This is a genomic window from Serratia sp. ID 25-353 (assembly GCF_054792795.1).
The window spans coordinates 2,797,589-2,824,060 of sequence record NZ_CM139236.1; the positions used below are offsets into that span (position 1 = coordinate 2,797,589).

Annotated in this window: 23 protein-coding genes; 4 read left to right on the forward strand and 19 right to left on the reverse strand. The window is 62.2% G+C overall.

Features of this window, described 5'->3' with window-relative positions:
• Positions 1–6: 6 nt before the first annotated feature.
• Positions 7–519: a GNAT family N-acetyltransferase gene (locus tag ACYF6X_RS13480; protein WP_063991262.1), complete on the forward strand. Its 513-nt coding sequence runs from the start codon at positions 7–9 to the stop codon at positions 517–519.
• Positions 520–541: 22 nt separating this feature from the next.
• Here the strand turns inward: ACYF6X_RS13480 and ACYF6X_RS13485 are convergent, their stop codons facing one another.
• Positions 542–1,054, reverse strand: coding sequence for a DUF2165 family protein (locus tag ACYF6X_RS13485; RefSeq protein ID WP_063991261.1), 513 nt, complete (start codon positions 1,052–1,054; stop codon positions 542–544).
• Between the two features lie 134 nt (positions 1,055–1,188).
• Here ACYF6X_RS13485 and ACYF6X_RS13490 point away from each other — a divergent pair, with 134 nt between their 5' ends.
• Positions 1,189–1,452, forward strand: a complete 264-nt coding sequence (locus ACYF6X_RS13490) for a type II toxin-antitoxin system ParD family antitoxin (protein WP_107227373.1) — start codon at positions 1,189–1,191, stop codon at positions 1,450–1,452.
• Between the two features lie 71 nt (positions 1,453–1,523).
• Positions 1,524–1,736, forward strand: coding sequence for a type II toxin-antitoxin system RelE/ParE family toxin (locus tag ACYF6X_RS13495; RefSeq protein WP_233221914.1), 213 nt, complete (start codon positions 1,524–1,526; stop codon positions 1,734–1,736).
• 7 nt (positions 1,737–1,743) lie between these two features.
• On the opposite strand, the gene urtE is transcribed toward ACYF6X_RS13495, so the two are convergent.
• The 15 genes from urtE to trpS all read right to left on the reverse strand — a co-directional run bounded on the left by urtE (position 1,744) and on the right by trpS (position 22,505).
• A complete protein-coding gene (gene urtE, locus ACYF6X_RS13500) occupies positions 1,744–2,442 on the reverse strand; it encodes an urea ABC transporter ATP-binding subunit UrtE (RefSeq protein ID WP_063991260.1) in 699 nt (232 codons plus the stop codon).
• A 12-nt stretch (positions 2,443–2,454) separates the two neighbouring features.
• Positions 2,455–3,261 (reverse strand): urea ABC transporter ATP-binding protein UrtD, encoded by an 807-nt coding sequence (gene urtD / locus ACYF6X_RS13505; protein WP_130018404.1) that lies wholly within the window; start codon positions 3,259–3,261, stop codon positions 2,455–2,457.
• Positions 3,258–4,334 carry an urea ABC transporter permease subunit UrtC gene (urtC, locus tag ACYF6X_RS13510; protein WP_041034054.1) on the reverse strand — a complete coding sequence of 359 codons (1,077 nt, stop codon included), beginning with the start codon at positions 4,332–4,334 and terminating at the stop codon, positions 3,258–3,260. The genes urtD and urtC overlap by 4 nt, the downstream gene beginning before the upstream one ends.
• Positions 4,334–5,914 (reverse strand): urea ABC transporter permease subunit UrtB, encoded by a 1,581-nt coding sequence (urtB, locus tag ACYF6X_RS13515; protein ID WP_130018403.1) that lies wholly within the window; start codon positions 5,912–5,914, stop codon positions 4,334–4,336. Before urtB ends, urtC begins: the two co-directional genes overlap by 1 nt.
• 56 nt (positions 5,915–5,970) lie before the next feature.
• Positions 5,971–7,239: an urea ABC transporter substrate-binding protein gene (gene urtA / locus ACYF6X_RS13520; protein ID WP_063991257.1), complete on the reverse strand. Its 1,269-nt coding sequence runs from the start codon at positions 7,237–7,239 to the stop codon at positions 5,971–5,973.
• A gap of 26 nt (positions 7,240–7,265) precedes the next feature.
• A complete protein-coding gene (locus tag ACYF6X_RS13525) occupies positions 7,266–7,985 on the reverse strand; it encodes a GntR family transcriptional regulator (protein ID WP_063991277.1) in 720 nt (239 codons plus the stop codon).
• A 14-nt stretch (positions 7,986–7,999) separates the two neighbouring features.
• Positions 8,000–11,620 (reverse strand): urea carboxylase, encoded by a 3,621-nt coding sequence (gene uca, locus ACYF6X_RS13530; RefSeq protein ID WP_130018402.1) that lies wholly within the window; start codon positions 11,618–11,620, stop codon positions 8,000–8,002.
• Positions 11,621–11,622: 2 nt separating this feature from the next.
• On the reverse strand, positions 11,623–13,452 hold the full coding sequence (gene atzF / locus ACYF6X_RS13535) for an allophanate hydrolase (RefSeq protein WP_130018401.1): 1,830 nt from the start codon (positions 13,450–13,452) through the stop codon (positions 11,623–11,625).
• Positions 13,453–13,706: 254 nt separating this feature from the next.
• Positions 13,707–16,850, reverse strand: a complete 3,144-nt coding sequence (locus tag ACYF6X_RS13540; protein ID WP_130018400.1) for a right-handed parallel beta-helix repeat-containing protein — start codon at positions 16,848–16,850, stop codon at positions 13,707–13,709.
• Between the two features lie 188 nt (positions 16,851–17,038).
• A complete protein-coding gene (locus ACYF6X_RS13545) occupies positions 17,039–17,503 on the reverse strand; it encodes a YehS family protein (RefSeq protein ID WP_004939471.1) in 465 nt (154 codons plus the stop codon).
• Positions 17,504–17,734: 231 nt separating this feature from the next.
• On the reverse strand, positions 17,735–18,634 hold the full coding sequence (phnE, locus tag ACYF6X_RS13550) for a phosphonate ABC transporter, permease protein PhnE (protein WP_033637591.1): 900 nt from the start codon (positions 18,632–18,634) through the stop codon (positions 17,735–17,737).
• Positions 18,631–19,494 (reverse strand): phosphonate ABC transporter, permease protein PhnE, encoded by an 864-nt coding sequence (phnE, locus tag ACYF6X_RS13555; protein WP_063991254.1) that lies wholly within the window; start codon positions 19,492–19,494, stop codon positions 18,631–18,633. The genes phnE (ACYF6X_RS13550) and phnE (ACYF6X_RS13555) overlap by 4 nt, the downstream gene beginning before the upstream one ends.
• Positions 19,495–19,572: 78 nt before the next feature.
• Entirely contained in the window at positions 19,573–20,505 is a 933-nt protein-coding gene (gene phnD, locus ACYF6X_RS13560) for a phosphonate ABC transporter substrate-binding protein (RefSeq protein WP_025302014.1), read from the reverse strand.
• Positions 20,506–20,546: 41 nt separating this feature from the next.
• A complete protein-coding gene (phnC, locus tag ACYF6X_RS13565; RefSeq protein ID WP_130018399.1) occupies positions 20,547–21,380 on the reverse strand; it encodes a phosphonate ABC transporter ATP-binding protein in 834 nt (277 codons plus the stop codon).
• A 117-nt stretch (positions 21,381–21,497) separates the two neighbouring features.
• Entirely contained in the window at positions 21,498–22,505 is a 1,008-nt protein-coding gene (gene trpS, locus ACYF6X_RS13570) for a tryptophan--tRNA ligase (protein WP_130018398.1), read from the reverse strand.
• 290 nt (positions 22,506–22,795) lie between these two features.
• Between trpS and ACYF6X_RS13575 the strand changes: the two genes are divergently transcribed.
• Positions 22,796–23,671, forward strand: coding sequence for an NAD(P)-dependent oxidoreductase (locus tag ACYF6X_RS13575; protein WP_130018468.1), 876 nt, complete (start codon positions 22,796–22,798; stop codon positions 23,669–23,671).
• 33 nt (positions 23,672–23,704) lie between these two features.
• Here ACYF6X_RS13575 and ACYF6X_RS13580 read toward each other — a convergent pair whose 3' ends face one another.
• The 3 genes from ACYF6X_RS13580 to ACYF6X_RS13590 form a co-directional block, all read right to left on the reverse strand.
• Positions 23,705–24,232 carry a cysteine hydrolase family protein gene (locus ACYF6X_RS13580; RefSeq protein ID WP_107227365.1) on the reverse strand — a complete coding sequence of 176 codons (528 nt, stop codon included), beginning with the start codon at positions 24,230–24,232 and terminating at the stop codon, positions 23,705–23,707.
• A gap of 29 nt (positions 24,233–24,261) precedes the next feature.
• Positions 24,262–25,365, reverse strand: a complete 1,104-nt coding sequence (locus ACYF6X_RS13585; RefSeq protein ID WP_038880072.1) for a suppressor of fused domain protein — start codon at positions 25,363–25,365, stop codon at positions 24,262–24,264.
• Between the two features lie 163 nt (positions 25,366–25,528).
• Positions 25,529–26,401 carry an oxygenase MpaB family protein gene (locus ACYF6X_RS13590; protein WP_130018397.1) on the reverse strand — a complete coding sequence of 291 codons (873 nt, stop codon included), beginning with the start codon at positions 26,399–26,401 and terminating at the stop codon, positions 25,529–25,531.
• Positions 26,402–26,472 lie beyond the last annotated feature (71 nt).

The window sequence follows — 26,472 nt, forward strand, 5'->3', positions numbered from 1 at the left end:
TCATTCATGTTCACCGTCCGTCAGGCATTGCTGGAAGATTTAACCCAGGTGCGCGATATCGGCATCCGCACCTATCGCGCGCACTTCGGTGAGCTGTGGCGCTACCCGCACGAGCTGGAGGCCTTTCTGGCCGAGGATTTTTCCGTCTCCGCGCTGGAACGGACGCTGCGCGATCCCGATGTGTGCTGGCTGTTGGCCTATGAGAATGACGCCCTGGTCGGCTATGCGCGGCTCAACGTCGACAGCCTGCTGGCGCCAACACAAACCCGCGGCGCAGAGCTGCAGAAAATCTATTTCCTGCCGGGCCATGCCGGCAACGGCTATGGCCAGCGCCTGTTCGAACAGGTGCAGCAGCGGGCCATCGAGCGCCGGCAGAAGACGCTGTGGCTGGAGGTGCTGCAACGCAACACCGGCGCCCAACGCTTTTATCAGCGCCAGGGATTGAGCATTTGTGGCGAGACCTGCTACACCAGCGCCCAGGGCTCGATAGGCATCTGGTATATGAGCAAGGCACTGTAACCGCGCCCCGCTCCGCCGTCGTTTAGCGCGGCTCCCGCTGCAGCATCAGGAACAGCAAGGCAAACGCATTGGGCGCCAGGTAGATCAGCGCCCCCAGCTGCACCGCCAGCGGATCCTTCTTGGCCTGCCAGGCCATAAACCAGTCGCCGGCGACCACCATAAAGCCGACGCCCCACACCGCGATCGCGCAAAGCGCCCCCAGCATCGCCCAGGCCTTGCCTTTGGCGAAGGCGGCGTAAGGGCCTTTCAATCGCCCAAGCATCAGCGCCACGCCTACGGCCGCGAATAGGCCGGCCAGCGTTTCCAGCGTGGTGATGACAGCCAACCCCAACATGCAGGCCCAGTCGGCGCTGATCGCGCGCCACATCAGCCCCGGTGTTTGATAGGTATCCTGCATGGCGAGCAGCGGCCCCACCGCATTGCGCGCAGTGCCGGCGAAATCCGCCGTATTGTTCAACAGGCTGAACAGCCCCCACAGGGCTGGAAACAGGGACAGGACGATGCAACCGAGGCGTGACACAGTGATTTCGTTCATGGTTATCCTTAATGAATAAACGGGTAACTCCCGCCCTCATGACGGGACCGCTATTGAGATCCTGATAGTTTGACGTGCACAATGTAAGAACTAATCTTACAATGACGCAGCATAGCCGAAAGTGAGGAGGAACAATGGGCAGAACATTAACGGTAGATCTGGGTGACGAACTGCGTAGTTTCGTCGAAGACCTGGTGGCCAGCGGCGATTACCGCACGCCCAGTGAAGTCATCCGCGAATCGGTGCGCACCTTGCGCGAACGTACCGCCACCTCAAAGCTGGAAGAGCTTAGGCGCCTGATCGCCGAAGGAGAGAACAGCGGCGAAGCTGTCGAATGGGATCGTGATGTGTTCATGGAAAGAATACGGGGCAAAGCAAAAGGATGCGCAGATAAGTAACCGTTCGTCCAAAAGCGTTGGACGATATGGAAGAGATCTATTTTTACGGGTTGGCGCGCTTTGGCTTATAGGTGGCCGAAGATTATCTGCGCCGCCTGCATCAGGCTTTCGATAACCTTAGCCACCACCAACTCGGCAGAAACATCGATGCTATCGGCCCCGGCCTATGGGTATTGCCCGTCGCCAACCACCTGATTTATTTTCGTCAGCACAGGCGGGAGGTGAATATCATCAGAGTGCTGCATCATTCCCGCGATCCGCTCAGTCAATCCTTTTTCAGCTGATCCAACGTCAAATCGCCACCAGCCCGCGTACGCCGTCCTGTTCCATGGCGCTGCCGGCGCCGCGCTGCACGATGCTGCCGCGCGACATCACCAGATAGCTGTCCGCCAGATCGGCGGCAAAGTCATAGAACTGTTCCACCAGCAGGATCGCCATATCGCCCTTCGCCGCCAGCTGCTTGATCACCGCGCCGATCTCCTTGATCACCGAAGGCTGGATCCCTTCCGTCGGCTCGTCGAGGATCAGCAGCTGCGGCCGGCAGGCCAGCGCCCGGCCGATCGCCAACTGCTGCTGTTGCCCGCCGGAGAGATCGCCGCCGCGCCGATCCTTCATTTGCCGCAGCACCGGAAACAAGTCATAGATCGGATCCGGCACCGTGCGCGCAGCGGCGCCGGAAAAGCGCGCCAGCCCCATCAGCAGATTTTCCTCCACCGTCAGGCGCGGGAAAATCTCCCGCCCCTGCGGCACATAGGCGATGCCCGCCTGCACCCGCTGATGCGGTTTTTTACCGGTGATGGTTTCGCCCTGCCAACGGACGCTGCCGCTGCGCGCCGGGACCAGCCCCATCAGGCATTTCAGCAGCGTGGTCTTGCCCACGCCGTTGCGCCCCAGCAGGCAGGTCACCTCGCCGATGCGCGCCTCGAACGACAGGCCGCGCAGAATGTGGCTGCCGCCGTAATACTGATTCAATTCCTCTACCTGCAGCATCGTTACGCCTCCTCAGCGCCCCAGATATACCTCAATCACCCGTTCATCGGCCTGCACCTGCGCCAGCGATCCTTCCGCCAGCACCTGCCCCTGGTGCAGCACCGTCACGCGATCGGCGATGGTTTCCACAAACCCCATATCGTGCTCCACCACCATCAGCGAATGCTTACCCGCCAGCTCGCGGAACAGTTCGGCGGTGTAGTCGGTTTCGGCGTCGGTCATGCCGGCCGCCGGCTCGTCGAGCAGCAGCAGGTGCGGCTCCTGCACCAGCAGCATGCCGATCTCGAGAAACTGTTTCTGCCCGTGGGACAGTAACCCGGCGGGCCGGTGGCGCTCATGCCCCAGCCGCAGGGTCTTCAGCATCTCGTCGATGCGGTCGCGCTGCTCGCTGCTTAACCGAGCGCGCAAGCAGGCCCACACCGACTTGCGGGTTTTCTGCGCGATCTCCAGATTCTCGAATACCGTCAGCGCCTCGAACACCGTCGGTTTTTGAAACTTGCGGCCGATGCCGGCGTGGGCGATCTGCATCGGCACCAGCCGGGTCAGATCGACGGTCTGATCGTAAAACACCCTGCCGCTGTCCGGCCGGGTCTTGCCGGTGATCACATCCATCAGCGTGGTCTTGCCGGCGCCGTTGGGGCCGATCACGCAGCGCAGTTCGCCGACGCCAATGCGCAGCGACAGATCGGTCAGCGCGCGAAAACCGTCGAAGCTGACGTTGACGTTGTCGAGCTGCAGCACCGGATCGGTTTGCTGCCGGTATTTATCCGCCGGCAGCGGGTGGGTAAACAGCTCGTCGGTCACTTGCATCGCTTTCATGAGGTTTTCCTCCGGCGCAGCAGGCCGATCACCCCTTTGGGCAGAAACAGCGTGACGACGATAAACATCAGGCCGAGGAAGAACTGCCAGTATTCGGGAATGGCCATGGTGAACCAGCTCTTGGCGCCGTTGACGATGCCGGCGCCGAGCAGCGGCCCCACCAGCGTGCCGCGCCCGCCGAGCGCCACCCAGATGGCAGCCTCGATCGAGTTGGTCGGCGACATTTCGCCGGGGTTGATAATGCCGACCTGCGGCACATAGAGCGCGCCGGCCAGCCCGCACAGCACCGCCGACAGCGTCCAGACGAACAGCTTGAAACCCTTCGGATCGTAGCCGCAGAAGGTCAGCCGGTTTTCCGCATCGCGCACCGCGGTCAGCACCCGGCCGAACTTGCTGCGCGCCAGCGCAAAGCCGATGGCCAGGCTGGCGGCCAGCAGCAGCACCGTCGCCAGGAACAGCGCCACCCGCGTGCCGGCGGCGGTGATGGGAAAGCCGAGCAGCGTGGTGAAACCAGTAAAGCCGTTATTGCCGCCGAAGCCGGTTTCGTTGCGAAAGAACAGCAGCATGCCGGCATAGGTCAGCGCCTGGGTCATGATCGAGAAATACACCCCTTTGATTTTCGAGCGGAAGGCGAAGTAGCCGAACAGGAAGGCCAGCAGGCCCGGCACCAGCACGATCAGGCACAGCGCCCAGGCGAAATGCTGGGTGCCGCTCCAAAACCACGGCAGCTCATTCCAGGAGAGGAACGCCATAAACGCCGGCAGCCCGTCGCCCGCCGCCTGCCGCATCAGGTACATGCCCATGGCGTAGCCACCGAGCGCGAAGAACAGCCCGTGGCCGAGCGACAGCAGCCCGGCATAGCCCCACACCAGATCGAGCGCCACCGCCACCACCGCGTAGCACAGGATCTTGCCCGCCAGCGTCAGGGTATAGGTGGACACCGCCAGCGGATGATCCGCCGGCAACAGCGTCATGAACGGCATCACCAGCAGCACCAGCAACGCCAGCGCGCCGATGCTTAACGCCAGCCGGGGCGCTTTCTGCACGCCGGTTACGGTCAATGGTTGGCTCATCAGTCAATCACCCTGCCCTTGAGGGCGAACAGCCCCTGCGGGCGCTTTTGAATAAACAGAACGATCAGCACCAGGATCAGGATCTTGCCCAACACGGCGCCGATCTGCGGCTCGAGGATCTTGTTGACGATGCCGAGGCCGAAGGCCGCCGCCACCGTCCCCGCCAGCTGGCCGACGCCGCCGAGCACCACCACCAGGAACGAATCGATGATGTAACCTTGCCCCAGCTCCGGCCCGACGTTGCCCAACTGCGACAGCGCCACGCCGCCGAGCCCGGCGATACCGGATCCCAGCCCGAAGGCCAGCATGTCCACACGCCCGGTGGGCACGCCGCAGCAGGCCGCCATCGCGCGGTTTTGCGTCACCGCACGCACGTTCATACCGAGCCGGGTCTTGTTCAGCAGCAGCCAGGTCATCGCCAGCACCAAGAGCACGAACGCGATCACCGCGATGCGGTTCCACGGCAGCACCAGGTTCGGCAACAGCTGCACGCCACCCGACAGCCACGCCGGGTTGGCGACCTCGACGTTCTGCGCGCCGAACAGCACCCGCACCAGTTGGATCAACACCAGGCTGATGCCCCAGGTGGCCAGCAGGGTTTCCAGCGGTCGGCCATACAGGTGGCGGATCACCGTACGCTCAAGCAGCATGCCGATCCCGGCGGTGATGGCGAACGCTACCGGCAGCGCCGCCAGCGGATAGAGCGCCAGCCAGTGCGGCGCAAACTGCTGAAACAGCCCCTGCACCAGGTAGGCGGAATAGGCGCCGAGCATCAGCATTTCGCCGTGCGCCATATTGATGACGCCGAGCAGGCCGTAAGTGATCGCCAGCCCGAGCGCCGCCAGCAGCAGGATCGAACCGAGCGACAGGCCGCTGAACGCCTGGCCGAGCAGATCGCCGATCATCAGGCGATGCTGCACCTGCTGCAGGCTGCGTTGCGCCTCGGCGCGCACCGCGGCGTCCGGTTCATTGGCCACGTCGGTCAACGCTTGCAGCCGCGCGCGGGTGTCCGGCTCACCCGATTCGCCCAACAGCCGCACCGCATTGAAACGCACCTGCGGATTGCCGTCGGCCAGCTGCAGGTTAGCCAGCGCCAGGCTCAGCGCGTCGCGAACCTGTGGGTCTGTTTCCCGCGCCAGCTGCCGGGCCAACAGCGGCAGCTGCTCGCCGTTCGCTTCGCGCTGCAGCGCGCTCGCCGCCTGCAGCCGCACCGCCGCGTCCGCGCTGACCAGCCGCTGCGCCGACAATGCGTTGGCGATCAGAATGCGTAGCCGGTTGTTCAGCCACACCTTCTTCGGTTCACCAACCGGGGCCGCCTCGCCCTCGAGCGGCAGATAGCGCTCGCCCTGGCGGATAAAGGCGCGCTTCGCCCCGTCGATCGCCACGGTTTCCTGCTGCAGCCCCTGCAGCAGCGGCAGGCGCGCGGCGTCCGGCTCGGCCGCCCAGGCCTGCAGCAGTTTGGCCTGCTGCGCACGATTGGCCGCCGCGAACTCATCGGCCGGCCCGGCCTGCGCCAGCAGGGGCCAGGCACACAGCAGCCACAGCCCGACGCGCAAAGAAGATAAAAACGGAGATTGCATCAGCTGCCTCTTCTGTTGGGCCGGCGGGCGTTGGGCCGCGCCGGCGCTGAGTGACGTTACTTGCCGCCTTTCACCGGGTAATCCGGCTTCTTGTCGTTGCCGGCGATATACGGGCTCCACGGCTGCGCGCGCACCGGCGCTTCGGTCTGCCACACCACGTTGAACTGGCCGTTGCCCTCGATCTCGCCGATCATCACCGGCTTGTGCAGGTGGTGGTTGGTCTGGTCCATGGTCAGCGTGAAGCCCGACGGCGCGGCGAAGGTTTGCCCGGCCATCGCCGCGCGCACCTTATCGACGTCGGTAGTACCGGCCTTTTCCACCGCCTGCGCCCACATGTGGAGGCCGACGTAGGTGGCCTCCATCGGATCGTTGGTGACCGCAGTGGCGTAATTCGGCAGGTTGTGCGCCTTGGCGTAGGCTTTCCACTGGCTGACAAACTGTTTGTTGGTCGGGTTATCCAGCGATTCGAAGTAGTTCCAGGCCGCCAGGTTGCCCACCAGCGGTTGGGTGTCGATGCCGCGCAGCTCTTCCTCGCCGACCGAGAAGGCGATCACCGGCACGTCGGTGGCCTTGACGCCCTGGTTGGCGAGTTCTTTGTAGAACGGCACGTTGGAGTCGCCGTTGATGGTGGAGATCACCGCCGTGTTGCCGCCGGCGGCAAACTTCTTGATGTTGGCGACGATGGTCTGGTAATCGCTGTAGCCGAACGGCGTGTAGACCTCTTCGATATCCTTGTCCTGCACGCCTTTGCTGTGCAGGAAGGCGCGCAGGATCTTGTTGGTGGTGCGCGGATAGACGTAATCGGTGCCCAGCAGGAAGAAGCGTTTGGCGCCGCCACCGTCCTCGCTCAGCAGGTATTCCACCGCCGGGATCGCCTGCTGGTTCGGCGCCGCGCCGGTATAGAACACGTTCGGCGACATCTCTTCGCCTTCGTATTGCACCGGGTAGAACAGCAGCCCATTCAGCTCCTCAAACACCGGTAACACCGACTTGCGCGACACCGAGGTCCAGCAGCCGAACACCGCCGCCACCTTGTCCTGGCTCAGCAGCTGGCGCGCCTTCTCGGCGAACAGCGGCCAGTTGGAGGCCGGATCCACCACCACCGGCTCCAGCTTTTTACCGAGCACCCCGCCTTTGGCGTTGATCTCGTCGATGGTCATCAGCGCCACATCCTTCAGCGGCGTTTCGGAAATCGCCATGGTGCCGGAGAGCGAACTCAGAATGCCGACCTTGATGGTATCGGCGGCCTGCGCGCTCCAGGCCAGGCCCAGGCCGACAGCGGCGGCGGACAGCGCAAAAGCTTTGATAAAACGACGACGTTGCATAGTTCGAACTCCTGATGTGTGTGAAATCAAAATCGTTGCGCCGAGCGCGCAGGCTGCTGGGCCCGCGCCTGATGCAACATGTGCAGCGTTATTTTTCGTACCTCTGCCTTGCTGACGGCGATATGCTCGCCGAGCAGCGCTTGCGCCGCCCCGCTTTGCCGCTGCAGGATCGCCTGCAAAATGGCGGCGTGTTCGCGGTAGGTGGCGTCCACCCGCGCCTGCTGGGTGAAGTCCAGCCGGCGAATGATGCGGATCTTTTCGGTCAGCTCGCGGTGAATGCGCGCCATTTCGCCGTTGCCCGCCGCGGCCACCAACGCCTGATGAAACTGCTCATCGTGCTGCGACACCGCCTGGCCGTCCGCCAGGCGCGGCGCTTCGGTCCAAAAATGGCTCAGCGCCGCCAGCGCGGCCGGCGTTTCCCCGGCCGGCCATTCGCACAGCCGTTTCACCGCCTCTTGTTCCAGCACGATGCGCAGGTCGTACAGCTCTTCGAAGTAGGCGAAGTCGAACGGCCGCACCTGCCAGCCGCTGCGAAACAGCACCTCGACATAGCCTTCGCGCTCGAGCCGAAACAGCGCCTGACGCACCGGCGTGCGGCTGGCCGCCATGCGCTGCGCCACGTCGCTTTCGCTGAAGCGATCGCCCGGCAGCAGGCGAAACTCGAAGATGTCGGCCTTGAGCTGCAGATAAATGCGCTCCGCCAGTCCCTCCGGCCGCGCCTTGTGCTCCCCGTTGGTGATTTGCATCATCGCCTCTCCGTTCAGACCGCTTTTTCCAGCCACAGCAGGGCGTCGCCCGGCCCGACCGGCCGCCCCTGCCGGCAGCTGATACGTTTGACGATCCCGGCGCGCGGCGCGGTGACCGCCAATTCCATCTTCATCGCCTCGACCACGATCAGCGGCTGCCCGGCCGCCACCGCCTGCCCCGGCTCCACCAGGATCTTCCACACGCTGCCGTTCAGATCGGCGCTGACCAAATCGCCGTCGATCGCGTCTTCTTCAACCGGCGGCAACAGCTGCGCCTCGGCCTCGTCGTCATCGCTGCGCCAGCGCGCTACTTCGGCGCTGAACGCCTGCTGCTGGCGATGCTGGAAGTCGGCGATCGCCTCGGCGTTGTCGGCCAGGAAATCGGTGTAGGCAGCGAAGTCGAATTCGCTCTCTTCGATACGCACCTGCATGCGCCCTTCGCGGAACGCTTCGCGCTGCTCGTCCAGTTCTTGCTCGCTGACCGGGTAGAAGCGCACCTGATCGAAGAAGCGCAGCAGCCAGGGCTCACCGGCGGTGAACTGCGGGTTTTTGAGGAATTTGTTCCAGATCGGCAGCGTGCGCCCCACCAGCTGGTAACCGCCCGGCGAATCCATGCCGTAAATGCACATGTACATGCCGCCGATGCCGACCGTTCCTTCGGCGGTGTGGGTGCGCGCCGGGTTGTATTTGGAGCTCAGCAGGCGATGGCGCGGATCGAGCGGCACCGCGCAGGGTGCACCGAGGTAGACGTCCCCCAGCCCGAGGATCAGGTAGCTGGCGTCGAACAGAATGTCGCGCACCTGCTCGCGTTGGCTCAGACCGTTGATGCGCTGAATGAAATCGACGTTGTTCGGCAGCCAGGGCGCCGAGGCACGCACCGTCTGCTGATAGCGATCCACCGCGCCCAGCGTGGCCGAATCCTCGAACGCCATCGGCAGCCAAACGGTGCGCGTCGGCACCTTCAGGCGGCTGACGTCCCCCAGCGCCCGTTCGCGCGCCAGCAGGCGCTGCAGCAGATCGGCCTGGCTAATCTGCCGGCTGTCGTAGCGGATTTGCAGCGAACGCACGCCCGGCGCCAGCTCCGCCACGCCCGGTATCGCCTCCTGCCGCAGCGACTGCATCAGCAGATGAATGCGCAGCCGCAGCGCCAGATCGAGCACGTTGTCGCCGTACTCCATCAGAATGTAACCGTCCCCCGCCTGGCGATACGCCACCGCCGGGCGCCCTTCCGCCGCCGGCAGCGCCGCCAGCACCGCGGCGGAAACGGTCTCCGCCGGAGCCAGATCCGGCGGCGGCAGGGTGATGGCCTTCACCGCCGCCAGCGCTTCGATGCTGCCCAACTGCGCCTGCTCCAGCGACTGCGCCTGGCGAAAGCCGATCGGATGGAACCGGATGCGGTCGCCCGGCTTCACCTGCCCCACTTTCCACAGCTCGGCCTTGGCGATGGTCACCGGGCAGACGAAGCCGCCGAGGCTGGGCCCGTCGCGGGTCAGGATCACCGGGAAGTCGCCGGTGAAATTGATCGCGCCGATGGCGTACTCGCAGTCGTGCACGTTGGAAGGATGCAAACCGGCTTCGCCGCCGTCCTCCCGCGCCCATTCGGGCTTCGGCCCCGCCAGGCGCACGCCGAGGCGGTTGGAGTTGTAATGCACCTGCCAGTCTGCGGCGAAGAAGGCCTCTATTGATTCAGCGGTGAAAAAGTCCGGCGCGCCGTGCGGACCGTACAGCACGCCGATGTGCCACTGATCGCCGTAGTGCGGGATCAGGCTGTCGTCCATCGCCTGTGGCGCGGCGATAGGCGCCGGCGTGGTGCAGGCCGCCAGCGCCGGTTGAGCGATCGCCAGCATGTCCGCCACGCGCAAGGTGCGCCCGGCGTGGCCGCCGAACTGCCCGAGCGCGAAGGTGGAACGGCTGCCGAGATACACCGGCACGTCAAAGCCGTTGCGTACCGCCAAATAGGTGCGGCAGCCGTGCGTGGCGCGCCCCAGCGTCAGCACCTGCCCAGCCCGCACTGCGATCGGTCGCCAGTAAGCGACCGCTTCGCCGTCCAGGTCGGCCGGGCAGCTGGCACCCGTCAGCGCGATGATGGCGTCGCAATGAAAGCGCAGCGTCGGCCCCTGCAGGGTAAACTCCAGCCCGGCGGCCGCCGGGTGGTTGCCGACGATGCGGTTGGCCAGCCGGAACGCGAAGTCGTCCATCGGGCCGGACGGCGGTACGCCGATGTCCCAATAGCCGAGGCGGCCGGGATAATCCTGCACGCTGCTGTAGGTGCCGGGTTGCAGCACTTCGAGGCAGTGCGGCTGGAAACGCACATCGTCCAGCAGGCGCGTCCAAACGTCGCCGCGCTGAAATTGCGGCGTGGCGATCACCTGTCGCAGATAATCGAGGTTGGTGGCGATACCGTGCAAACGGGTCGCCGCCAGCGCGACGCGCAGTTTTTCCAGCGCCTGCGCGCGGTCAGCGCCGTGCACGATCAGCTTGGCGATCATCGGATCGTAAAACGCCGAGACTTCGCTGCCGGTCGCCACCCACCCGTCGAGGCGCACGTCGGCGGGGAAATGCACTTCAGTCAGCACGCCGGGGCTGGGCTGGAAGTTTTTCAACGGATCTTCGGCGTAGAGGCGCACTTCGATCGCCGCGCCCTGCGGCGCGCGTTGCAGCGCCGCCCAATCCAGCGCGTCGCCCGCCGCCACCTGCAGCATGCCTTCGATCAGATCCAGGCCGGTGACCATCTCGGTGATCGGGTGCTCTACCTGTAAGCGGGTGTTCACTTCCAGGAAGTAAAACTCGTCGCGCGCGGCGTCGTAAATGAATTCCACGGTGCCGGCGCTGCGGTAATTCACCGATTCGCCCAGCGCCACCGCCGCCCGATGCAGCGCTTGACGGGTCGCTGCTGGCAGGTGCGGCGCCGGGGTTTCTTCCACCACCTTTTGGTTGCGGCGCTGCAGCGAGCAGTCGCGCTCGCCGAGCGCCACCACCCGCCCCTGGCCGTCGCCGAAAATCTGTACCTCGACGTGGCGCGCCCGATCGACAAAGCGTTCGATAAAGGCGCCGGCGTCGCGGAAGAACTGCTCTCCCAGCCGTTTGACGCTGTCGTACGCGTCGCGCAGTGCCGCCTCATCGTCACAGCGCGTCAGGCCGATGCCGCCACCGCCGGCGGTGCTTTTCAGCATCACCGGGTAGCCGATGCGCGCGGCGGCGGCAACCGCCTGCTCGACGCTCTCCAGCAAGCCGGTGCCCGGCGTCATCGGCACTCCGGCCAACGCCGCCAGCTCGCGCGCTCGGTGCTTGAGGCCGAACTCGCGGATCTGCGCCGCCGTCGGGCCGATAAAGGCGATGCCCGCCGCCTCGCAGGCGTCGGCAAACTCGGCGCTCTCGGACAAAAAGCCGTAGCCGGGGTAGATCGCCTGCGCGCCGGTGGCCGCCGCCGCCGCGAGGATTTTGTCGATGCGCAGGTAGCTGTCGGCGGCCTTGTCGCCGCCGAGCGCCACTGCCCTGTCGGCCTCGGTGACGTGCGGCGCATTGCGGTCGGCGTCGGAATAGACCGCTACGCTGGTGACGCCCAGGCGTTTCAGGGTGCGAATGGCGCGGCAGGCGATCTCTCCGCGGTTAGCGATCAGTACGGTAGTAAACATGTTCATGCCCCCTTAACGCCGGCGAGATAGTCACGCCAGCCGCCAGACTCGGTAATATCCGTGGCGCCTTCCAGCGCCCAGGCTTCGCAGATAAACCCCTTCACCCGCCGGCCGTCCGCCAGCAGCAGCGTGCCGATGCCCAAGGGCGCCGGGATCTCCGCCATAAACTCGCCGAAACGGGCCAGCGGGATGTCCCACAGCTCAACGCGGATCGCCGCCCCCTGCGCCACGCGCGCCAGACCCGGCTTCGGCGGCTCGGTATCGGCCAGCGCATACAGGCGATAGCAGGGGGCGGTGACGGTTTGCTCCACCCGCACCGCGTCGCGCTGCGTCAGCTGGGCGTTGAGCGGCATGCCGCTGAGGTGAGCGCCCACTACCGCCAGACGCACATGTCCCGCCGACGGCGCCGGCGCGGGCTGCGGCGGCAATGCTCGGCCGATAGCGCCGAGCGGCAAGGCGCATTGCCGTTGCCAGCGCAGGCCAAACGCCGCCAGCGCCCGGTCATGCCAGGCGGGCGCAATCAGGGTAATGCCCGCCGGCAACCCGTCTTCGCGCAGCGGTCCCGGCAGCGCCAGCGCGCTCAGATCGGCCAGGTTGGTGAAATTGGTGTAAGTGCCGAACTGCGAATTGAACAGCACCGGCTCCTGCGCCATCTCCGCCAGGGTGCGAATAGTGGGCGCGGTCGGCACCACCAGCGCGTCGAACGACGCCAGCCGCTGGGCGATCTGCCGCGCTAATTCGGCACGCAGGTATTCCGCCTTGTAGGCGTCGCAGGCGCTGTAGCCCAGGCCGTTGCCGACGATGCCGCGCACCACCGGATCGATAGCCTGCGGGCTCGCTTCCAGCACCTGCTCAATCGCCACGGTGCGCTCCGCCACCCAGGGGCCGTAATACAGCTGCTCCGCCAGGGTGCGAAACGGCGCGAAATCGAGGGGTTCCAGCGTGGCGCCGCCCGCCTGCAGCTGCGCCAGCGCACGGTGAAACGCCCGCTCAGCCTGAGCGTCACCGAAAAACTCCAGCTGGGCGGGGATGGCGAAACGCGGCGCGGCGGGAATATCCGCCGGCGCGGTATGCGGATCGGGGCGGGAATACGGATCTGCCGCGTCAAAGCCGCTCGCCAGCTCCGCCACCTGTGCGGCATCGGCCACCGTCAGCGCGAAGACCGACACTGTATCGTTCAACCGGCAGGCCGGCACCACGCCGCGGTTGGACAACCGGCCCTTGGTCGGCTTCAGCCCGACGATGTTGTTGAACCCGGCGGGCACGCGCCCCGAACCGGCGGTGTCGGTGCCCAGCGCGAACGGCACCAGGCCGCGCGCCACCACCGAGGCGGAGCCGGAGCTGGAACCGCCGCTGACGTAGCGGCTGTCGAAGCTGTTGACCACCGCGCCGTAAGGTGAGCGGGTGCCCACCAACCCGGTAGCGAACTGGTCGAGGTTGGTTTTACCGAGTGCGATCGCCCCGGCGGCGCGCAGATGGGCGACCACGGTGGCGTCCGCCGCGGCTTGATAGGTGAACGCCGGGCAGGCGGCGCTGGTCGGCCAGCCGCCGACGTCGATATTGTCTTTGATGGCAAAGGGCACGCCGAACAGCGGCAGGCGGCTGAGATCGCCGGCGACCGCTTCCAGCCGTTGCGCCAGCTGCCGATACTGCTGCTCGCGCTGCGCCGGCGTGGCGAGATACAGCCAGGCGTTATCGTCCGGGTTCAGCCCGGCGATCAGCGTTTCGATCGTCGCGCTGACGCAGGCGAGACGCTCGCCCGCCGGACGGGTTTGATAATGGTGCTGCCATTCACTGAGGGTAAAACCGCACGCTTCAACAGGGTCGCTCATCGGCTGAATTCCATCTGGTACACAAGATGGGATTCAACAGAGCAACCGGCGTGCCAATTTTTAATCTCATGATTTCAATAAATTATAATTAAAACTTATGACAGTGACGGTGAACGGCCTGCACCAACGGCGCGCAACGGGAGAACAAAAAGAGTGCAATGGCGGGATGGCAAAGCGTAAAAATCGGGGCGACGACACTCGCCGCCCCGGGAGGCCGATGGAGATCAATACGCAATATGTTGCAGGCCAGGTTGCTACCAGTTTTCTAACGTGATCCTTCTCCAGGTATTGGCCGCCGTACAAACATAAAAGAATGCGGCGTCTGCCGACCATTGGCCGACTTTACCGGGGGCGGCGGCCGAAGCGGGGACGGCGACTCTGACACCTATGGGGTCTCCGTTCACGTTTGCTGAATCATAAATATTCACCACTTTTATGTGGCCAGAGGAGAATTGGTTATTCGGCCCACCAATAGGGTAAGCGCCGTTGCCGGCCGGGTAAATGCCATTATCCGCAACCGTTAACTGCTTAGTGTACAACCCGCTCCATTTGAATGAAGGTTGTCCTAAGGCGGTCGCGATATCCTTCTGCGGCGAAAAATCCGCGGGGGAGATGGATACGCCACTGCTGGTCGTATTGTTATTAGCGCCAAGCGTAAACTTAGGTGCAAAACTAATGAAAGAAGCCCCGTCCTGAGCCAGTCTTACGCCTGGTTCAAACCCCTGAAGGCTATTGCCTGGAGAAATGCCGCCAAAGTAATGGTAGTTGGTATTCCCCCCTCTGGCGGCATAGAACAGGTTATCGGATTCACCCTTGATGCCATGAAAAATGGCTGGATAAGCGCCATTGCTGACCCTGTCCGCCAAGGACCACGGAAGCTGCCTCGGAGCCATATCGGCGATTGCCGCGTTGGCGAATCTTGCCGTATTGCTCATCATGTTATCAAACACAAATGCCGCCGCGATGCCGTTTACCGGCTCTGCCGCCACATTGTAAGTGGTATTACTCACGTTATAGAAACCGCCTCGACATTCAAAGGTGCTTCCATCACTCTGAAGAATGGTTTCACCTTCGCAAGTAAACTGCCCCAGGATGTTATTGGTGTTGGTTCGGGTGAGTTTAATCGCCGTAGCGCCGACGCCGCCGAACAGGTGGATATAACAGAAACCATTGTACCACCGCACCGTGTTGGCGTTTCCTCTCAGCTCCAGCCCCACGCCGGCATCCGTATTTGTGCCACCATCGCCCGGATTGCCGGAGACTTTGATCTGACATTGAATTTCGTGGAACCCCACGCCGTGGAAGGAGCTATCCCCGCCATTGCTCTCCATCAATATGTTGGACAGGCCGCGGTGGAACCGGCAAGAGTGAAAACTTACGAACTCGGTAAACGCACCGGCATAGCCATTCAACAGATGTAGGTTCACAAAAAATTTCATAATCAGCAGTCTTTCATGCCGCATGAAGCAGGAACCATTGATCCGATAGCCGGTGCCCGTATATAACGCACCCTTGGACGGCGTAATCGTCACGTCGCTGATATATCTGTTGGTATGGATCCCGGAACCGCCTTTCGACTCAAAACACGCATGATTATTAGACGTCGGTTTAAAGAAGAATGTCGTACTAATCCAATTTTCACCCTCTATCGCAATGCCTTTATCTCCGGTGTAGTTTTCCCCCCCTAAATTTAACGTATCCGTAATGTAATAGTTGCCAGCAGGAACATAGAGCTTCTTGTAGCCTTGATTAATCGCATAGGCGATAGCCTGTTTAAACGCCTGCGTATCATCCGTTCCAACGCCGGCTGTATCATTCCAATCGCCCTTCGCACCGAACATCTGAGGGGTAATGTGGTCCACGCCTTCATTCGGGAAGGAATATTGAATAAGTCGATTGCCCGTTACCCCAGCAATCGTAGAGAGAATCGGTTTAAAAGCGCAATCCCAGACGTTCTTGCCAATGAGGGTCGTTTCGTCAAATGCCCCGCCTAACTCCAGTGCCCGGGCAGGCGCAGCAAGCTTAATCACATTCCCTTCAATAATAGCGTTTTTCCCATTCAAAAAGCGGATATAACCAAAATCAGAGTCCGTTACCCGATTGCCGGAAAACACCGTGCGGTCGCCATAGAGCTTGATCCACACCTGGCTGCTGGTCCATCCGGAGTTGGTTATTTTGTTGCCGGTCATCACGCAGCTATTGGCGAACAGGGCGACCTTACAGTTATTGATAATATTGCCTGAAAGGGTCGCCTCCGTTGCGGCAATGCCATTGAAGGCCGACGCCGTGGAGGTACCACAGAAATTTAAAAAGTTATCTGCGATAACAGACTCCGCGACAGAAATATCGTTATTTCCGTGATAGTCGATGCCATTCTCAACGGTATCTTCAACGTGATTCCCAATAATTCGTGAATTATTCGTAGGAATTTTGGTGGGGTTATTTACTAAGGAATAGTCTATCTGAATGCCGAACCTTTCGATCGTTTTGATATAGTTATTAGAGATATTAATGTCACTGATTCCACCCAGTGCGATGCCATAGCTGGTATTAACAATATGGTTATTGGCAACGGTCAGGTTAGTGAATGAATGAGGCGTTCCGGTCACCTCGTTATTGAGCGTCACCCCGCCCCCTCTTTGCGTGTGCCCTGCCCCTGCCGGTTTCGCAGGCTTGTGCCCATCGTGAATATGATTGTTCACGATTAAGATGTCATAAGCCTCTCTGTTCACGCCCGTTTTCAGCAGGATCCCGTCGCCCTGGTGATTCGTCAGCTCGTTATTCTGGATCGTGATATGGCGGCCGCCACGAACCGCGATAGGTTCCTCTCCCAGATCTTTAAGTAAATTGTTCTCAAGAGTAACGGACGTACAGTCAGAAAGGCCTAAAGCATCAGTATGCATACTGATGACGCAATTCCTCACCGTGAAGTTTTCACAACGGGTGAAAGCCATGCCGGTACACGCGCGAGTGGCATACCACCAAATAGGATCTGCATCTTTCTGGGTCGCCTTTCTCGTGATCCTCAGATCTTCTACGATAAAATTCGACTGCTCAACGGTATTAAAAATGTTGATTTGAGGCGTATCGTCATCCAGGTGAATTTCACCACCGCCATAAACATGACAGTTGCTGGGGATCTGCAAAGGCTGCCAAGCCGTACCCAGCGTCAATCTATAAACATTCGCCATTCTGACCTGGCGTTTTTTTATCGATTTAGCGGCGTCGATAGCCACTTTAGCGAACATGGCGCTGACAGCCTCTCGATCATCGGCCAGGCCATCGCCTACGGCGCCGAACTGTTCAGGGGTATATTCAACGAATTCGCCGCCGTCATTGGCCTGAGCGGCGGCTTTTCCTGCGTTGAACTGCGGATCTTCTTTTGACATTTGAGCCATTGAATTACTCCTCTGGATTTTACGTTTCAATCGACATTGAACGAACCCTGGAAAAGTAACCGGAGGGGCGGCCCGCCCACCATCGATGGCGGATGGCTGAGGGCCTGTACAACAACGGCAGGCGGGAGAGCGGCAATAAAAAAGGCGCAACCTTGCGATTGCGCCCGATGTTCGGTGAACGTTGCGTATTACTCGCCGCGAACGCGCTGCGCCAGCCCTTTGAGGAAGTAGCGCAGCATCTGATCGCCGCACGGGCGGTAGTTCTTGGTGCCTTCTTTGCGGAACAGCGCGCTCAGCTCCGGCTTGGAGATGCGGAAGTCCACCGCGGTGAAGATCTGGTGCATGTCGGTGTCTTTCAGCTCGAACGCCACGCGCAGCTTTTTCAGCACTAGGTTATTGGTGATCGGCAGTTCAACCGCCGGCGCCGGGAACTTATCGTCCTTACCGCGCTTGAAGAACACCAGGCCGTTGAGGAAGTGCGCCATCACTTCGTCCGGGCACTTCTCGTAGCCCGGCTCGCCTTCTTTGATCACGTAAGCGTCCATCGCCGACACCGCCACCTCGAAATCGTCCAGTTTGATAATCTCGACCATTTTGGCGTTGTTAATGCTCAGCATATAGCGCACGCTGCGCAGCACGTCGTTGTTCATCATGGGATTGCATTGCCTTTACTTGTCTAACGGGGACGTGCGCATTGTAAAAAAATGCCCCATACCCAAAATAATTGGAGTTGCATCGCGGCGGCAAATTTGTAAGCCCCCGGAGCATAGTTAACTATGTGACCGGAGCGCGCAAATGCAGCCAACAAAGAGGCAGCTCCAAGTATGACGGGTATGGCCGCACACCTTGAATGTGCGGCAGTATAGGGATCGGCAAGGGGTTTCTCAATCGATTTGGCTTTTTTGCTGATACAGTGGGATGTCTTCGCCGATGATGTACTTGTTGCGCAGCATCGATGAGACCTTGTCCATGATCATCACCACTACCACCAGGATCAGGGTGATGAACATCACCACGTCCCAGTTCCACAGCCGCATGTTCTCCGCGTACACCAGGCCGATGCCGCCGGCGCCGACGAAGCCCAGCACCGCCGCAGAACGGGTGTTGGATTCGATCTGGTACAGGCTGAGCGCCAGGAAGGTGGGGAACGATTGGGTGAAGATGCCGTAGCGGTGCTTCTGCAACCCGTTGGCGCCCACCGCCGTCAGGCCGCGGCTGGGGGACTTGTCCACCGCCTCGTGCCCTTCGGCGTACAGTTTGCCCAGCAGCCCGACGTCCTGCATCACGATCGCCAACACCCCGGCCAGCGGCCCCATGCCGACGGCGCGCACGAAGATCAGCCCCCAGATCGCCATGTCGATGCCGCGCAGCACGTCCAGCAAGCGGCGCACCAGCACGGAGATCGGCCGCAGCAACGGCGTCGACATCACGTTGCGCGCGGCGAAAAACGACAGCGGCAGCGCGATCAGCGACGCGGTGATGGTGCCGGCGAACACGATGGCGATGGTGATGCCAATCTGCTGGAAGTAGTACATGAACGGCCAGTTGACGAAGTCGTGCCAGACGAACATGCGCAGGAAATAGCGCCCCAGCTGCTGGCAACCGTTGATAAACTGCGGCCAGGTAATGCCGAAGACCAGGAAGAAGAACACGTAATACAGCACGATCGCCAGCGCGATCAGGCCGACGGTGCGCAGGTAGCGCCCCTGCTGCGCGAAGATCGCCGGATGCTGTTGTTTCAACTGGCGCAGCGTTTCCGCCGACGCCGGAGTGCCCGCTATCATTTTGCCCCCTCCACCACGCGCTTGCGCAGCTCGCCCGACACGTAGTCGAGCACGGAAACCACCACGATGATCAGCAGCAGCGTCATGCTGACCTGATCGTAGCGATCGAGTTTAATGTTGGTCATCAGCTCCTGGCCGATGCCGCCCGCCCCCACCAGCCCCAAAATGGTCGACTGACGGAAGTTGATCTCCAGCCGCATGAAGCTGTAGGAGAGAAACACCGGTTTCACCTGCGGCCACAGGCCAAAGCGCATGCGCTGCAGCGGCGTGGCGCCGCAGGCCGCCAGCCCGCGCACCGGTTTGTTGGAGGCGGTTTCGATCGATTCGTAGAACAGCTTGGTCAGGCTGCCGATGGTGTGCAGCGCCAGCGCCAGGAAGCCGGGAATGGCGCCGATGCCGAACGCCATCACGAACATCACCGCCCACGCCAGCTCCGGCATGGTGCGCAAAAACGCCACCAGCGTGCGGATCGCCAGCCGCACCGAGGCCGGGGTATAGGTGTTGCCGGCCGCCAGAAACGCCAGCACGGTCGCCACCAATACCGAGAAAATGGTCGCCGCCAGCGCCAGCTGCAGAGTCTCCCAGATCAGCGGCAGCTGGATGTTCAGGCGGTAACCCCAGTAGGCCAGCGAGCCTTCGGTGCGCCCGTCGGCGAACAGCAGAGGCCAATGCAGCGTCGGAACGGTTTCGGCCAGGTAGTCGAAGAAGTGCGGAATAGACACCCAGACGGTGTGCAGGTTGAACTCGGCGAGGTTGCCGGCGCCCAGGTACAGCACCACCAACCCGAGCGACCACAGCAGCGCTTCGCGCTTTTGCTTGCTGCGGATCCGTTGGTAATAGTGTGCGAAATCGGTATTCAAAAGAGGTCTTCCATCTTTATGGAACAAGGGGTTCAGCATGCTGAACCCCTTCATTCGGACGGCCGAGGCAGCCGGGAATTAACGGTCGCCTTTGGTCAGCTCGCGCTTCATATCGATGATGGTCTGGTATTCCGCCAGGGTGGTGTCGCCGATGTGTTGTTTGCCGCCCATCGCTTTGATAAAGCACTGGTGATCGTCTTTATCCAGCTTCTTGATGGCGGTGACCACTTTGGCCTTGAAGTCGGCCGGCAGCGAGTTGCTCACCAGGATCGGACCGTTCGGGATCAGCGGCGACTGCCAGATGATGCGGATCTGCTTCATCAGGTCCGGGTGATCCATGCGGATCATGCGAGTGAACGCGCCGCTGGTGTAGCCGGTGTTGTAGTCGCCGATCATCGACGCCCAGGTCACCGCGCCTTCGAACTGGCCGTTCAGCACGCCGAGGATGTCCTGCTCGTGGCCGCCGGAGAAGGTGACGCTGGAGAAGGTGTTGTTGTATTTGTTGTCGACCGTGCCGCCGAACAGCTTTTTAAACGCCTGGTTCGGGATCAGGAAGCCCGAGGTGGAATCCGGATCGGCGAAGCCGATGGCCTTGCCCTTCAGGTCTTCCAGTTTCTGGTACGGGCTGCCGGCCTTCACCACCACCACCGAGTGGTAGCCGCGCGACTGGTCGACGTCATCGACCGCGATGCCGACGATGTCTACCGCTTTCGGATCCTTGATGTAGACCGAGGCGAACGACGACGGCGACATGCTCAGCACCAGGTCAATCTTGCCGCCCAGCAGGCCCTGGATCACGCCGGAATAGTCGGACGAGTTGCGCAGCTTGGTATCGACGTTCAGCTCCTTGTCCAGGAACTGCTTCACGCACTGGTTATCGCCGATCTGCTGGGTGGCGTTCTGGCCGCCGAGAATGCCCAGGTTCAGCTCTTTCGGCGCATCCGCTGCGGCAGCATTAAATACCATCATCGCGCCGGCCATCAGGGTGGTCAGACTCAATACTTTTTTCATCAGGTGTGCCTTGTGTGTAAAGGGTAAAGGTCAAAAGTGCTTCAATGGATCTGATTGGCTTCTTCGCCATACAGCTGGTGCAGGATCCGTTCGTTCAGTTGCGAAGGATGCCCGTCAAACACGATCTTCCCGTGGGCGATGCCGATCACCCGCGAGCAATACTCTTTCACCAGTTCGACCGAGTGCAGATTCACCATCACCGCGATGCCGTCTTCGCTGATTTTCTGCAGCGCGTCCATGATGCGGCGGGTGTTTTTCGGATCGAGCGACGCGACCGGCTCATCGGCCAGCAGGATTTGCGGGTTTTGCATCAGCGCGCGGCAGATGGCGACGCGCTGCATCTGGCCGCCGGAGAGGTTCTCGGCGCGCTGCAGCGCATGCGGCAGCATGTTGAGCCACTGCAACAGCTCGATGGCGCGAGCGCGGTCGGCGTCATCGAACAGTTTGAAGAAGGATTTCAGGGTTGAAGTGTGGCTCAGACGGCCCAGCAGCACGTTGGTCATCACGTCCAGCCGCGGCACCAGGCAAAAGTCCTGGAAGATCATGCCGCAGCGCGCGCGCCACTGGCGCATCTGGCGGCCGGCCAGTTGCGCGATATCCTGCGCGATGCCGTCGTCTTCGAAGTGCAGCATCTCGCCGCAGCTGGAAGGAATGGTGCCGTTCAGAGTGTGCAGCAGCGTGGACTTGCCGGCGCCGGAACGGCCGATCACCGCCACGAATTCGCCGGCGTGCAGATCGAAATTGATGTCATCCAGCACGCGCTGCTGCGCTTTGTAGGCCTTGCCGAGTCCCTTTACCGATAATACTTTGCGGGATGCGGCGGCGTGCTGCCCTGGAAAGTCGTGCTGTGCCAATTTTAACAGTGCCTGAGCCATATGATTTCTCTGGTTTCAGTGGCTAATCATTATGGGCACCTATTAACGGATAAGTTTATGACAGTGGGATGATCGTTTTATGGCCGGGGCGTGACGCGTGCCGCCCCGGCGTTCGCCTCACGCCAGGGTGAAGAAGTCCAGCCTCAGCGCCGTCTTGACCTGCTGCAGCGTCTGCTGGCTGACCTGATGCGCGCGGCGGGTGCCCTGCTGCAGGATGCGCGTCAGCTCGCCTTTATCGGCGATGAATTCGGCGCGGCGGGTGCGGATCGGCTCAAGCAGGCTCTGCAGGCAATCCTCCAGCAGCCGTTTGATTTTCACGTCCCCCAACCCGCCGCGACGGTAATGCGCCTTCAGCTCCGCTACCAGCGCGGCGTCTTCGCAGAAGGCGTCCAGGTAGGTGAACACCATGTTGCCCTCCACCCGGCCGGGATCGCTGACGTTGAGATGGCCGGGGTCGGTGAACATGCTCATCACCGCCTTGTGCACCTCGTCGGCGCCAGCGCCAAGCTGGATGGCGTTGCCGCGCGATTTCGACATCTTGCCCTGCCCGTCCAGCCCCGGCAGACGCCCGACGTTGCTCAACAACGGCTGGCACTCCGTTAATATCGGTTGGCCGACGATGTGGTTGAAACGCCGCACGATCTCATTGGTTTGCTCCAGCATCGGCAGCTGATCCTCGCCGACCGGCACGTGGGTGGCGCCAAAGGCGGTGATGTCCGCCGCCTGGCTGACCGGATAAATCAAAAAACCGGCCGGCAGGCTGCGAGCGAAATCCTTCTCGGCGATTTCGTTTTTCACCGTCGGGTTGCGTTCCAGCCGCGCCACGCTGACCAGGTTGAGGTAGTACATCGTCAGCTCGGCCAACGCCGGCAGCGCCGACTGCAGGCAGATCGTGGTCTTGTGCGGATCGATGCCCACCGCCAGATAGTCGGCCACTACGTTGAGCACGTTGGCGCTGATTTTTTGCGGGTTGTTGCCGTTGTCGGTCAGGCCCTGCAGATCCGCCACCATCACCGTTTGGTTATGCTGGTGCTGCAGTTCGACGCGCTGGCGCAGCGAGCCGACGAAGTGGCCTAAATGCAGTGGGCCGGTGGCGCGATCGCCGGTAAGAATGGTGTAACTCATGACAGTGCTCCTGAAGGTCTGTAGACCGCCGGATCAACGCCACAAAAAATAATGCCGCCAAACCGGCGGCATTAAAAAGAGATGTGAATACTCGTGCCGCCTCAGAAGAGGCGCCACCATGACTGATTGTGGGTGGAGTGCATCGATATATTCATGCCATCAAGGTATACCCGCAGCGGCAGCGCGTCAATAGCCCGCCGCCGGCGCGTAAGACGGCGTTACACTCCGACATTTGCGTTCCTGGCCTGGCGCGCTAGGGTAAAACCTTCAACCTGAAAAAGGAGCGCATGATGAAGATCGGATTTGCCGGACTGGGTGGGATGGGCAGCGCCATGGCGGCCAACCTGTTGCAGGCGGGCTTCGCCTTAACGGTATGGAACCGTTCGCCGCAGGCGGCACAGCCGCTGGTGAGCGCCGGCGCGCGGCAGGCCGAACGGCCGGAACAGCTGGCCGATGCCGACGTGCTGATCACCATGCTGGCCGACGATGCCGCCACGCAACAGGTGGTGGTGGGCAGCGGGTTGCTGCAGCGGATGAAACCGGGCGCGCTGCATATCAATATGGCGACCATCTCGGTCGAACTCGCCAGGCGTTTGACGGCGCTGCATGAGGAACACGGCATCGGCTATCTCGCCGCGCCGGTGCTGGGGCGGGTCGACGTGGCGGCCGCCGGCAAGCTGAATATTCTGGCGGCCGGCGATAGCGGGCTCCTGAAGAAAGCGCAGCCGCTGTTCGATGCCCTCGGCCAGAAAACCTGGCACTTCGGTGCCGATCCGGCGCAGGCCAACGTCGTCAAGATCGCCACCAACTTTACGCTGGCCAGCGCCATTGAAGCGATGGCGGAAGGCAGCGCGCTGGTGCGCAACTACGGCGTGTCCGGCGCCGACTACCTGCAGATGCTGAGCGGCACCGTCTTCGCCGCCCCGGCCTATCAAGGCTATGGCGCGCTGATCGCCGCCGAGAAGTATTCCCCCGCCGGATTCCGGCTGGCGCTGGGGCTGAAGGACGTCGGGCTGGCGCTGGCTGCCGAGGCCGACAGCCATACGCCGATGCCGTTCGCCGGGGTGCTGAAAGACAATTTCCTCGACGCGATGGCGCAAGGGGATGCGGAGCTGGACTGGGCCGCGCTGGCCAAAGTGGCGGCGCGGCGGGCGGGCCTGAAATAACGAACGGGGGCGTTAGCCCCCGTTTTTCCGTTCTCAGAACACGATGTCCGCCGCGGGCACGGCGCGGATCGGCACGCCGAAGCTTTCGATATTCGACAACGTCTCGTTATGGTGGGTGCGGATCAGCAGACCGTCGGCATAGGGTTTGTCGTGGCAGGTGTGGGCATCCGCGGCCAGCGTCACCGGATAACCGTGCGCCGCCGCGCTGCGCACCGTGGTGTCGATGCAAAACGGCGTGGAGTAGCCGCAAACCACCAGCTGCGATACGCCGTGGGCGATCAGTAACGCGCCCAGCGAGGTGCGCAGGAACGAGTCCGGCGTGGTTTTATCCACCCGGTGATCGCCCGGCGCCACCTTTAGCGCCGCGAGCACTTGCCAGGCGGCGCTGCCGTGCCGCAGCTCATCGTCCGGCGTGTGGTGCTGAATCACGACAACCGGCACGCCCGCCAAGCGGGCGCGCTCGCTCAGCTGATTGATGCGCGCAACGGTGCCCGCGGCATCCGCCGGCGGCGGCGTAAACAATCCTTCCTGCACATCGATAATCAACAGCGCGGTGGTCATGGCGGCTCCCGAAGAGAAGATAAATAGCGTCAGCACACCGGCTGGCGCGGGCGGAAAATATGGTCGACGCCCTGCTCGCGCAGCCGGTTCACCAGATCGTGCCCGCCGTTCGGCGTGGCGTGCGCCAGTTGCCGCTCGGCGGTAAACACCGGGCTGGCCCAGAACAGGTTCACCGGATCGCCGTACTGCTGCGGCAGAGCCAGGTGCGCGCTATGCGGGTAGAAGGACGACGATAAAATATAACCCTCGTAGCCCAGCGGCGCCACGTCCGACTCCAGCGTATGCCCTTCGCCGATCCAGGTCAGCCGCGCCCATGGCGCGTGCGCGAAACCGGCCAGTGCGCTGGCCATCTGCACCGCGTTGTCTTCGGTCATGTATTGGCTGTCGATGGCGATCGCCATCTCCATGCGGCGATAGCGCGAAGCCTCGTCATTGAACAGGATCTCCACCCACGGCATCGGCCGGATGCTGACCCCCATGGTGAGGAAGTAATAAATGCCGTCGCGCTCGTGCTGGGTGATGGCCATCGGCGGCCACTTGCCCTGATCGATGGCGTAGTACTTCACCGAAGGGCCAAAATGCGGCTCATAGCGCGCCTGAAAATCGCGCTGCATCTTCGGCCACGGGTTGCCCTCTTCACGCTGCCAGCTGCGCCAGAACTGGCGGGTGCTCTCCGCCTGCGCATACTGGGTGTTGGTCGAGGCCGAGCCGAGCGGATAAGCCAGTGGGCTCTCCTTGATGCAGCTGGCGGAATAGCACACCGAATGGTCGATATACAGACTCCAGCCGGGGATCACCGCCAGCAGTTGGCCGTAATACCACAGGGCCGCGCCGTCGTCGCTTTCGCTCCACACCACCATCAGCCCTTCCGGGTTCAGCGGCGCTTCGCCTTCCAGGTTGCGGCAATACTCCGCCGCCAGCATCGGCGGCTGCCCTTGTTCCAGCGCGGCGCGATCTTCCTGCAGCGGCGCGGCGGCCAGGTTGCGCAGCCAGCAGGCGCGCACCTGATAGCGATCGCTGTAGGCTTCGGCGGGATAGATATAAAAATAGGCTGCCCGGTGATCTTGCTGAACCACCGCAACCAGCGTCTGGTTCTCATTGCTGACTTCAGCAAGTACGTATGACTCGTTCATATCACCTCAATAGGGTCAGGGCGCGGCAGAATCGGCTGCGCGCCAAAAATGGAATGTGGCTTTGCCCCCAAGTGTAAAACGCATTACTGGCCGGATCACCCGTAAAAGTCTCAAAAGCGTCCGTAAACGAAGATAAACAAAGGTTAATTATAGCGGCTGTGACTCATGACGGCTGAGTGATGCGCCGCACCGCGCGCTGATAGGAGCCGTTGCGCATCGACGCGCCCAGCACCTTGCCAAGGCCTGCGGCGCCCGTCCGCACCAGCCGCCGCCGCAGCGCGCCCGGATGAAAACCGAACTGCCGCTGCGCCCAATCGGGTAACAGATCGATGCCCGCCTGCATCACCACCCCTCCGAGTGGGCGCGCCAATACGCTCGGCGCCGGCGCTTTCAGCAGAATGCGCGCCACCTCTTGCGTGCGTTCATCGCAGACCAACTGGGGCCGCATTGCCTGCAGGTATTCTTCTATCTCCGCGCAGGACTGAGGAATTGCGGTCGCCCCCAGCGCGGCGGCCACGCGCGCCGCTTCGCGGTAGTATTGATCCTGCAAATCGCGGGAAAGATGGGGGTTGCGGTAGCGCAGGTGACTGGCCAGAAAACGGCTGCTCTCCGCGACGTGCACCCAGGTGAGCAGCGCCGGATCGCTGGCAGCATAAGGCGTGCCGTCGCTGCCGACGCCGGTCACCCGCAGATGGATAGCTTTGACTTTGGCGATCAGCCGCTCCGCCTCGGCGGTCGGGCCGAAGGTGGTGACCGACACGAACTGGCTGGTGCGGCGCAGGCGGCCAATCATATCGTCGCGGAAGTTGGAGTGATCCCACACCCCGGCCAGCGCCAGCGGGTGCAGCATCTGCAGCAGCAAGGCGCTGACGCCGCCGCACAGCATCGGGGTGAAATCGCGGTGTACCTGCCAGATGACCGACTGCGGGCCAAACAAGCCCGGATCGCCCGGCGGGTTCTCAAAATCGACGCCGCCGAGCGCCAGCCCGGTCAGGCTGAGCACCTGTTTTTCTATCGCTGCGCGTACCGCTTCCATCCTGCTGCCCTCTCGCTCATTCAGCGGCCAGTGTATCACGTGGCGGGCGCCCCATTACGCCCTGCGGCGGT

Excerpts from the sequence above, each read along its gene's own strand:
- phnC (WP_130018399.1), bottom strand. The coding sequence starts at position 21,380 with ATGGCTCAGGCACTGTTAAAATTGGCACAGCACGACTTTCCAGGGCAG.
- ACYF6X_RS13580 (WP_107227365.1), bottom strand. The coding sequence starts at position 24,232 with ATGACCACCGCGCTGTTGATTATCGATGTGCAGGAAGGATTGTTTACG.
- urtD (WP_130018404.1), bottom strand. The coding sequence starts at position 3,261 with ATGAAAGCGATGCAAGTGACCGACGAGCTGTTTACCCACCCGCTGCCG.
- ACYF6X_RS13590 (WP_130018397.1), bottom strand. The coding sequence starts at position 26,401 with ATGGAAGCGGTACGCGCAGCGATAGAAAAACAGGTGCTCAGCCTGACC.
- ACYF6X_RS13525 (WP_063991277.1), bottom strand. The coding sequence starts at position 7,985 with ATGCAAATCACCAACGGGGAGCACAAGGCGCGGCCGGAGGGACTGGCG.
- ACYF6X_RS13575 (WP_130018468.1), top strand. The coding sequence starts at position 22,796 with ATGAAGATCGGATTTGCCGGACTGGGTGGGATGGGCAGCGCCATGGCG.
- phnE (WP_033637591.1), bottom strand. The coding sequence starts at position 18,634 with ATGATAGCGGGCACTCCGGCGTCGGCGGAAACGCTGCGCCAGTTGAAA.
- phnD (WP_025302014.1), bottom strand. The coding sequence starts at position 20,505 with ATGAAAAAAGTATTGAGTCTGACCACCCTGATGGCCGGCGCGATGATG.
- urtE (WP_063991260.1), bottom strand. The coding sequence starts at position 2,442 with ATGCTGCAGGTAGAGGAATTGAATCAGTATTACGGCGGCAGCCACATT.
- uca (WP_130018402.1), bottom strand. The coding sequence starts at position 11,620 with ATGTTTACTACCGTACTGATCGCTAACCGCGGAGAGATCGCCTGCCGC.
- urtC (WP_041034054.1), bottom strand. The coding sequence starts at position 4,334 with ATGAGCCAACCATTGACCGTAACCGGCGTGCAGAAAGCGCCCCGGCTG.
- ACYF6X_RS13485 (WP_063991261.1), bottom strand. The coding sequence starts at position 1,054 with ATGAACGAAATCACTGTGTCACGCCTCGGTTGCATCGTCCTGTCCCTG.
- ACYF6X_RS13540 (WP_130018400.1), bottom strand. The coding sequence starts at position 16,850 with ATGGCTCAAATGTCAAAAGAAGATCCGCAGTTCAACGCAGGAAAAGCC.
- ACYF6X_RS13480 (WP_063991262.1), top strand. The coding sequence starts at position 7 with ATGTTCACCGTCCGTCAGGCATTGCTGGAAGATTTAACCCAGGTGCGC.
- trpS (WP_130018398.1), bottom strand. The coding sequence starts at position 22,505 with ATGAGTTACACCATTCTTACCGGCGATCGCGCCACCGGCCCACTGCAT.
- urtB (WP_130018403.1), bottom strand. The coding sequence starts at position 5,914 with ATGCAATCTCCGTTTTTATCTTCTTTGCGCGTCGGGCTGTGGCTGCTG.
- atzF (WP_130018401.1), bottom strand. The coding sequence starts at position 13,452 with ATGAGCGACCCTGTTGAAGCGTGCGGTTTTACCCTCAGTGAATGGCAG.
- urtA (WP_063991257.1), bottom strand. The coding sequence starts at position 7,239 with ATGCAACGTCGTCGTTTTATCAAAGCTTTTGCGCTGTCCGCCGCCGCT.
- ACYF6X_RS13585 (WP_038880072.1), bottom strand. The coding sequence starts at position 25,365 with ATGAACGAGTCATACGTACTTGCTGAAGTCAGCAATGAGAACCAGACG.
- ACYF6X_RS13490 (WP_107227373.1), top strand. The coding sequence starts at position 1,189 with ATGGGCAGAACATTAACGGTAGATCTGGGTGACGAACTGCGTAGTTTC.
- ACYF6X_RS13545 (WP_004939471.1), bottom strand. The coding sequence starts at position 17,503 with ATGATGAACAACGACGTGCTGCGCAGCGTGCGCTATATGCTGAGCATT.